7 protein-coding genes are annotated in these 7793 nt (G+C 66.4%); 5 read left to right on the top strand and 2 right to left on the bottom strand.

From position 1 onward, the window contains the following. Nucleotides 1-119 precede the first annotated feature (119 nt). The 5 genes from HGR_RS05115 to HGR_RS05095 all read left to right on the top strand — a co-directional run bounded on the left by HGR_RS05115 (nt 120) and on the right by HGR_RS05095 (nt 5655). A complete protein-coding gene (locus HGR_RS05115; protein ID WP_050797395.1) occupies nt 120-1280 on the top strand; it encodes an ABC transporter permease in 1161 nt (386 codons plus the stop codon). Beyond that, a complete protein-coding gene (locus tag HGR_RS05110; RefSeq protein WP_006297055.1) occupies nt 1277-2197 on the top strand; it encodes an ABC transporter permease in 921 nt (306 codons plus the stop codon). The genes HGR_RS05115 and HGR_RS05110 overlap by 4 nt, the downstream gene beginning before the upstream one ends. 170 nt (nt 2198-2367) lie before the next feature. After that, complete coding sequence (locus tag HGR_RS05105) at nt 2368-3453, top strand: BMP family ABC transporter substrate-binding protein (RefSeq protein ID WP_006297053.1); 1086 nt, start codon at nt 2368-2370, stop codon at nt 3451-3453. An 83-nt stretch (nt 3454-3536) separates the two neighbouring features. Further along, nucleotides 3537-4547 carry an aromatic ring-hydroxylating dioxygenase subunit alpha gene (locus tag HGR_RS05100; RefSeq protein WP_006297052.1) on the top strand — a complete coding sequence of 337 codons (1011 nt, stop codon included), beginning with the start codon at nt 3537-3539 and terminating at the stop codon, nt 4545-4547. 55 nt (nt 4548-4602) lie between these two features. Beyond that, the gene (locus tag HGR_RS05095; RefSeq protein ID WP_006297051.1) at nt 4603-5655 is read left to right on the top strand and encodes an adenosine deaminase; all 1053 of its coding nucleotides are present in this window, start codon (nt 4603-4605) and stop codon (nt 5653-5655) included. 28 nt (nt 5656-5683) lie between these two features. Here the strand turns inward: HGR_RS05095 and HGR_RS05090 are convergent, their stop codons facing one another. Both HGR_RS05090 and HGR_RS05085 read right to left on the bottom strand, forming a co-directional pair. Beyond that, nucleotides 5684-6919 (bottom strand): ferritin-like domain-containing protein, encoded by a 1236-nt coding sequence (locus HGR_RS05090; protein ID WP_006297049.1) that lies wholly within the window; start codon nt 6917-6919, stop codon nt 5684-5686. After that, the gene (locus tag HGR_RS05085; protein ID WP_039852440.1) at nt 6876-7742 is read right to left on the bottom strand and encodes a phosphate/phosphite/phosphonate ABC transporter substrate-binding protein; all 867 of its coding nucleotides are present in this window, start codon (nt 7740-7742) and stop codon (nt 6876-6878) included. The genes HGR_RS05090 and HGR_RS05085 overlap by 44 nt, the downstream gene beginning before the upstream one ends. Nucleotides 7743-7793 lie beyond the last annotated feature (51 nt).

The raw sequence follows: 7793 nt of genomic DNA, 5'->3' as shown, positions 1-7793 counted from the left end.
CCGCTGCGCGAGGTTCGCTGCCCCCCGAGGGGGCCTTCGCGCCTTGGGGCGGCCCGGCGGCGCTCAAGCGCGAGGATGGATCGCATGCAGCAACTTGAAACCTATCGCGAGGTCGGCGCATGCTGAGACTCGAACCACGTCCCCAGCCTTCCCAGTGGATGGCCTGGGTGTCGCCCTTGCTGGCCTTGGCCTTGACGGTGCTGTTGGCCAGCCTGCTCTTCATCGCCCTCGACAAGGACCCGCTGGCGGGCCTGGCGGTCTTCTTCGTCGAACCGCTGCGCGGCCTGCGGCCGATCTCCGAGTTGCTGCTCAAGGCCACGCCACTGATGCTATGTGCCCTGGGTTTGGCGGCCTGCTATCGGGCCAACATCTGGAACATCGGGGCCGAGGGGCAGTTCCTGCTGGGTGCCATCACCGGGGGTGGCGTGGCGCTGTGGTTGACCATGTACAACCTGGACGGCCAGACGCTGATGCCTTTCCAGTCACCCGAGCCCCTGGGTCCGCGCGGCCTGTACGCGCCGGTGGTGTTGCTGGCGGGCGCTCTGGGCGGCGCGCTCTGGGCGGCCATCGTCGCCTGGCTGCGCGACAAGTTCAACGCCAATGAAATCCTGGTCAGCCTGATGCTGGTCTACGTGGCGCAGCAACTGCTGAACTACCTGGTCTTCGGCCCCTGGAAAGACCCGCAGGGCTACAACTTCCCACAGACCAAAACCTTCGACGTCTCGACCTGGCTGCCCGTGCTGCTGCCCCCCACGCGGCTGCACTGGGGCTTCGTGGTCGCGCTGGTGGCGGTGCTGGCGTTCTGGCTTTTCCTCTCCAAGTCCTGGCGTGGTTACCAGTTGCAGGTGGGCGGCTTGGCGCCGGCCGCGGCGCGCTACGCGGGCTTTTCCAGCCGCGGCACGCTGTGGACGGCCATGCTGCTGTCGGGGGCCATGGCCGGATTGGCCGGCGCCATGGAGGTGGCGGGCCCGGTTCGCCAGCTGACGCCGCACCTGTCCACGGGCTACGGTTTCGCGGCCATCATCGCCTGCTTCGTCGGGCGGCTGCACCCGGTGGGCATCGTGTTCTCCAGCCTGCTGCTGTCCATGCTGCTGATCGGCGGCGAGCTGTCGCAGTCGCGCCTGGGCCTGCCCAATGCGCTGACCAGTGTGTTCCAGGGCGCGCTGCTGTTCATGCTGCTGGCCTGTGACACCCTGATCAATTACCGAGTGCGTTGGTCCGTGCGTCGGGCTGGTCTGAAGAAAGAGGCGAAACACGAACCGCGCGGAGCACAGGCATGAACGAAACCGCATTGCTGATCGCGGCGGCCTTGGCCTCGGGCACGCCCTTGGTGTTGGCGGGTTTGGGCCTGCTGCTCAATGAAAAAGCGGGCGTGCTCAACCTGGGCGCTGAAGGCATGATGCTGGTCGCTGCGATCGCGGGCTTCGCCGCCGCCTTCCACACCGGCGAAGCGGCCGTGGGCTTCGTCGCGGGCGCGGCGGCGGGCGCGGGCATGGCGGCCGTCTTCGGTCTGCTGGTAATCTGGCTCAACACCAACCAGTACGCCACCGGCTTGGCGCTCAGCCTCTTCGGCACCGGCTTCTCCGCCTTCGTGGGCGTGAGCATGGTGGGCAAGAAGTTGGAAGACCAGACCCCGAACGCGGTGCCGCTGCTGTCGGACATCCCCTTCTTCGGCCCGGCCTTCTTCCAACTGCACCCGATGGTCTACGCGGCCATGGCGCTGGCGGCGCTGATGGCCTGGTTCCTCTACCGCAGCCGTGCCGGGCTGGTGCTGCGCGCCGTGGGTGAGTCCCCCGCCGCGGCCCATGCCCTGGGTTACCCGGTGCGTCGCATCCGTTTCCTGGCGGTGCTGGTCGGCGGCGCTTTGTGCGGCGTGGCCGGTGCCTTTCTGTCGGTCGTTTACGCGCCGCTCTGGGTGCAGGGCCTGGTGGCGGGGCGGGGCTGGATCGCCTTGGCCCTGACCGCCTTCGCCACCTGGCGGCCAGCCCGCGTGCTGTTGGGCGCTTACCTGTTCGGCGGCGTGACCATGATGCAGTTCGCGCTGCAGAGCGCGGGGGTGCAGATTCCCAGCCAGTTGCTGGCCATGCTGCCCTACCTGGCCACCATCGTGGTTCTGGTGCTGATCTCGCGCAACCCGGTCTGGATTCGCGTCAACATGCCTGCGTCTTTGGGCAAGCCCTTCCATCCCGGTGGGTGATCTCACGGACCCCAGGCGGTGTCGCGCAGATCGACGCTCTGACAGCCCAGGGTTTCGCGCGCGATCAGGCGCCGGCGGCGGTACTTCTGTTTGCTGGCCAGTCGCGCCATAATCCCGGCGTGGTTTTTGCTTGATTCCCTCATCATTTTTTCTCCTCAGAAGGAAGCACCATGAACAAACGTTCTCTCTTCAAGGCCGGTCTGGCCGCGGCCGTGCTGGCCGCCTCCAGCCTGTCGGCCTTCGCCGCCGAGCCGCTCAAGGCCGCCTGGGTCTATGTGGGCCCGGTGGGCGATGCCGGCTGGACCTACGCGCACGACCTCGGCCGCAAGGCAGTCGAGAAGAAGTTCGGCGCCAAGGTCAAGACCACCTATGTCGAGAACGTGCCGGAAGGCGCTGACGCCGAGCGTGTGATCCGTGACCTGGCCGCCCAAGGCAACAAGATCATCTTCGCGACGTCCTTCGGTTTCATGGAGCCCATGTTGCGCGTGGCCCAGGAGTTCCCGGACGTGAAGTTCGAGCACGCCACGGGTTACAAGACGGCGTCCAACATGCGCATCTATGACGCGTCCTTCTACCAGGACACCTACCTGGCGGGCATCATCGCGGCCAAGATGAGCAAGTCCGGCACGCTGGGTTTCGTCGGTTCCTTCCCGATCCCCGAAGTGCTGCGCAACATCAACGGCTTCACGCTTGGCGCGCAGTCGGTCAATCCCAACATCAAGGTCAAGGTGGTCTGGATCAACACCTGGTTCGATCCGCCGAAGGAAAGCGAAGCCGCGCAAAGCCTGATCAACGCAGGCGCCGACGTGCTGCTGCAAAACACCGATTCCTCCGCCGTGCTGCAGACCGCCGAGAAGAACGGCAAGTACGCCTTCGGGTGGGACAGCGACATGAGCGCCTTCGCCAAGAAGGCTCACCTGGGTTCGGCCATCGCGAACTGGGGTCCCTACTATGAGCGCGCCATCAACGACGTGCTCAACGGCACCTGGAAGACCGGTCGCACCATCCTGGGCGTGCCCGATGGCGTGAACGATCTGATCAAGATTTCGCCCGAAGTCCCCGCCGCCACCAAGGCCCAAGTGGACAAGATCAAGGCCGAGATGAAGGCTGGCAAGTTCGAAGTCTTCACCGGCCCCATCGTGACCAACGAAGGCAAGGAAGTGCTGGCCAAGGGCAAGAGCGCCGACCAGGCTTGGAAGGACAGCGTGAACTTCTACGTCAAGGGCGTGGAAGGCAAGATCCCCTCGGGCAAGTGACGGAGCGGTCCGTTTCGACCGTCCGTTTTCTTTGATCCTCTCTCGGGCAGCCAGCCAGCCTGGTTGCCCGTTTTTCTTTGACCATGATCGAACGCGCTTTCTTCCATCCCGTCGCTTTGTGCCGTGATGTGCACGAGCAGCCCTTGCCCGTGCGCCTGCTCGGCGAGGACCTGGTGCTCTGGCGCGACGCGACCGGGCAGGCGCGTGTCTTCACCGACCGCTGCCCGCACCGTGGCGCGGCGCTGTCCATGGGGCGGGTGGTGGACGGCGAGCTCGAGTGTCCCTATCACGGCTGGCGCTTCGAACCCCAAGGGCGTTGCGTCGCGATTCCGGCGGTGCCGGGGTTCACGCCGCCCGAGGGGCACCGGGCCTGCGCGCACCAGGTGCGCGAGGCTTATGGCCTGGTCTGGGTCTGTCTGAATCCGGCGCACACGGCCCCGCCGGCCCAAGTGCCCGTGCCCTTGCCGGCTTTCGCCGCCGAGGACGATGTGAACCTGCGCAAAGTCACCTCCGGCCCCTACGAGGTGCAGGCCAGCGCGCCGCGCATCGTCGAGAACTTCCTGGACATGTCGCACTTCGGCTTCATCCACACCGGATGGCTGGGCGCGCGCGACCACACGGCCATGCAGCCGTACAAGGTCGAGAAGACGCCCACGGGCATCTTTGTCTCGGACTGCTTTGCCTGGCAGCCGCAATCCAGCGTGCACGCTCAGGGTGGGGCGATGGTGGAGTACACCTATGAAGTCGCGGGGCCCTACCACTGCGTGCTGACCAAGGTGCCCGAGGCCACGGCGGTGAAGCTGGCCAACTTCCGCGAGTCCATCGCGCTCTTCGTCTGCCCGGTCGATCCCGAGCGCAGCCGCGTGTGGATCCGCATGGCGATGAACCACAGCGAAGACCCGGACCAGACGCTGATTGATTTCCAGAACACCATCTTCGGGCAGGACCAGCCCGTGCTCGAATCTCAGCGGCCCAAGTTGCTGCCCATCAGCGAGCACGCGCCCGTCAAGGAAGTGCACAGCGCGGCGGACTTGGCCTCGTCCCATTACCGCCGCTATTTGCGCGAGCTGGGTGTGCGCTTCGGAACCTGCTGAGGCGTGCAGCGCCAAGGTGCCGCCTGCCCAAGAAACAACGACCGATCGGGAGCCGATGATGACGACCAACCCATTTCCCGCCATCAGCGCCGCGCGCCTGCCCGATGTGCTGCGTGGCATGCCCAAGGCCGAGCTGCACATGCACATCGAGGGCTCGCTGGAGCCCGAGCTGATCTTCCAGCTCGCGCAACGCAACGGTGTGTCGATTCCCTATGCGAGTGTCGAGGACTTGCGCCGCGCTTACGCCTTCACCGACTTGCAGAGTTTTCTCGACATCTACTATGCGGGCGCCAGCGTGCTGCTGCAAGAGCAGGACTTCTACGACATGGCCTGGGCCTACTTCGAACGCGCGGCGGCCGACCAAGTGAGCCGCGCCGAGCTGTTCTTCGACCCGCAAACCCACACCGCGCGCGGCGTGTCCATGGACACTGTCATCACCGGCCTGCACCGGGCCTGCGCCGATGCGGAACAGAAACTGGGTATCAGCGCCGCGCTCATCCTCTGTTTCCTGCGCCATCTCAGCGAGGAGGACGGCCTGGCCACGCTGGAGGCTGCTCTGCCCTACCGCGACCAGTTCATCGGTGTGGGGCTGGACAGCAGCGAGGTGGGCCACCCGCCGGAAAAATTCACCCGCCTGTTCGCGCGCTGCCGTGAGCAGGGCCTGCGCATCGTGGCCCACGCGGGCGAGGAAGGGCCACCGGCCTATGTCTGGGGCGCGCTCGATCTGCTGGGCGCCGAGCGCATCGACCACGGCGTGCAGTCCGTGCATGACGCGGCCTTGATGACTCGGCTGGCGAAGGAGCGCGTGCCGCTCACCGTCTGCCCGCTGTCCAACCTCAAGCTCTGCGTCTTCCCCACGCTCGCGCAGCACAACCTGGGCGCCCTGTTGGATGCGGGCCTGTGCGCCACGGTCAATTCCGACGATCCGGCCTACTTCGGCGGCTACGTCAACGAGAACTACCTGCAAACCTTCGCGGCCTTGCCTGCCTTGCACGCCGGCCATGCCTATACCTTGGCGCGCAACAGTTTCGAGGGCAGCTTCATGGACGAAGCGGCCAAGCAGCGCGAGATCGCGCGGTTGGACGCTTACTTCGCGGCGTTCGCCTGACGAGCTAGACCATTGCCGCCGGGCGTGTTCACATGAAATTGCGGGTGTGCAGCGCCGCCAGGTGCTCGGCCTGGTCCCGCGCGAAACCCAGCCGAACCAGCTTGGCGTAGCGGCCATCCGCCATGTCGCGCATCAGCTGTTGCACGCGGGCGTAACCCCGTGCGATTGCCGTGGGCGTGAGTTCACCGGCCGCGACCAGGATGAGCGCGTCGAAGACCTCCTCGTTCAGGCCCGCGGTGCCGGCCAGCGCGTCGTGGCGCTGCGCCACGGACTGTGCCAGTCGGTGCTGGAAACCGGGCTCCCGCGCGAGGCGGTAGAGCAGGTGTGACATGCCCAGCGCGACATGGCGCGCCTCGTCGCGCGCGGCCAGGCGGCAGATCTGACGTGTCAGCGGATCGGGCGCTTCGGTCTGCAGGAACTGCAGCAGGTTGACGAAGCTGCCTTCGCCCAGCACAGAAAGCAGGAAGGAGGCCACGGAGAAGTCGGGCTCGTCCAGCAGACTCTTGAGCGAGGCTTGGCCACCGGCGGTGGACAGCGCGGGCTCGCGGCCATGGCGACGGATGCGGCGCGTGAACACATCGATGTGCCGTGCCTCGTCGGCGACCTGGATCGCCAGCGCGGCCTGCAACTCGCGGTAGTGCGGGTGCAGTTGACCCAGAAAACGCGCGGGCACCAGCAGCGCCGCGTTTTCATTCTCGATCATGTAGGTCATGACCTGGACGATGGCGTCCTCGATCTCCGGTGGGGGTTCAGGTGCATCGTCCCAATCGATGACCGTGTCGGGGTTCCACTGTGCATTCACCGCCTGAGCGTAGAGCTCGGCCGCGCTGTCAGTCCACAGTTCCTGCTTGTCGCGCAGGCGAAATTCGAACTCCGGCGATCCCGCCTCGACACGTGCTCCTCGCGCCGCCAGACCCCAGGCCGGACTGGCCTCGGCCCGTACCGCGTCCGGATGGCGTGGGTCGCTGGCACCGGTGGCGGAGGCGCCGCGCCAACGGCCCGCCTGCGCGTGGCCGCGGCGCAGCTGGGCCCAACGGCGCATGTCCAGCGGCTGCGTGTCGTCGTCCCAGTGCAGGCCGTGGCCTTGGCCACGGCACCAGTCCGCCAATTGCACCTGCCAAGCTGGGGCATGACCTGTCACACGCAGCACCTCGCCCAGGGGCAAGGTGGCGAGGGCGTGCTTGACCAGCAGGTGAGCACCCGCGTCGAAGCCCAGGGCTTCAATATCGATAGTCGGTGGCGGTGATGTGGCCTTGTCCGTCATAGAAGCCTTCCTCGCTCACGGCGCGTTCGAGCAGCGCGTAGCCGCTGGTGCGGCCCGGCTGCCAGGATTTCAGGCCCTCGAGTTCCAGCAAGGGGCGTGTCCGCGCGTCGTTCCAGTCCATGCCCAGCAAGATGTCGCCAAAGCGCTGGGCGATCCCCGCGTCCACGCCCGGGCTGACCGTCATGTTGCAGTGGTCGAAGGCCGCCGTGGTGGCGAGGATGCGCGTGCCGCTGGCGGGCAGCGTGCCCTCGTGGGCAAAGGCGCGGTGATTGCCCGCGATCATCCAGGCCGCGTCGATGTCGCCTTTCATCAGGGCCACCGCCGCGTCGCGTTCACCCCCGATGTGGTCGCCGTGCTTGCCGCCCAGCACGTCGAAGCGGCGCGCGTTGTAGTCGCGCCCGGCCACCATGCCCGCTTGGTGGCGAAGATGGTCGAGCGGAATCAGTGTCGCCTGCGGCGAATCCACCGCGCCGAAGCCGATCGTTCTGCCGCTCAGGTCCGCCGGGTTTTGCGCGGGGCTGTCGCTACGCACGACCAGCACGGAATGCAGATCGATGTCGCTGTCGCGCATGGCCAGGGCCCGCACTTGCTGGCCGCGCGCGCGGGCCATGCGGTCGGCGCGCACCCAGGCCAGTGGTGAATTCCAGGCGAAGGCGATGTCGCCCTTGAACTGGGCCTCGACCTGCGTTTCGTAATTGGAATAGAGGATGTAGTCGAAGGCGTAGCCGCGTTCGGCGAAATAGGCCTTGAAGCCCTCCCAGATCGTGACGACCTTGGGTGCGTAGGCGACGGCACCGAGCATCGGAGGTTGCGGTGATGGCATGAAGTTTCCTGGTGAGTGTTCACACGAAAATGCGCTGGCTTGCCCGAGCGG

The sequence above is a fragment of the Hylemonella gracilis ATCC 19624 genome, assembly GCF_000211835.1.
In the GTDB taxonomy this organism is placed as follows: domain Bacteria; phylum Pseudomonadota; class Gammaproteobacteria; order Burkholderiales; family Burkholderiaceae_C; genus Hylemonella; species Hylemonella gracilis.
Note: the sequence above shows the minus strand (reverse complement) of the source record. Positions and strands in the feature narration are given on the sequence as shown.

Bases quoted from the DNA above. Each gene is read 5' to 3' on its own strand.
- HGR_RS05115 (WP_050797395.1), top strand. From the start codon at position 120: ATGCTGAGACTCGAACCACGTCCCCAGCCTTCCCAGTGGATGGCCTGG.
- HGR_RS05110 (WP_006297055.1), top strand. From the start codon at position 1,277: ATGAACGAAACCGCATTGCTGATCGCGGCGGCCTTGGCCTCGGGCACG.
- HGR_RS05105 (WP_006297053.1), top strand. From the start codon at position 2,368: ATGAACAAACGTTCTCTCTTCAAGGCCGGTCTGGCCGCGGCCGTGCTG.
- HGR_RS05100 (WP_006297052.1), top strand. From the start codon at position 3,537: ATGATCGAACGCGCTTTCTTCCATCCCGTCGCTTTGTGCCGTGATGTG.
- HGR_RS05095 (WP_006297051.1), top strand. From the start codon at position 4,603: ATGATGACGACCAACCCATTTCCCGCCATCAGCGCCGCGCGCCTGCCC.
- HGR_RS05090 (WP_006297049.1), bottom strand. From the start codon at position 6,919: ATGACGGACAAGGCCACATCACCGCCACCGACTATCGATATTGAAGCC.
- HGR_RS05085 (WP_039852440.1), bottom strand. From the start codon at position 7,742: ATGCCATCACCGCAACCTCCGATGCTCGGTGCCGTCGCCTACGCACCC.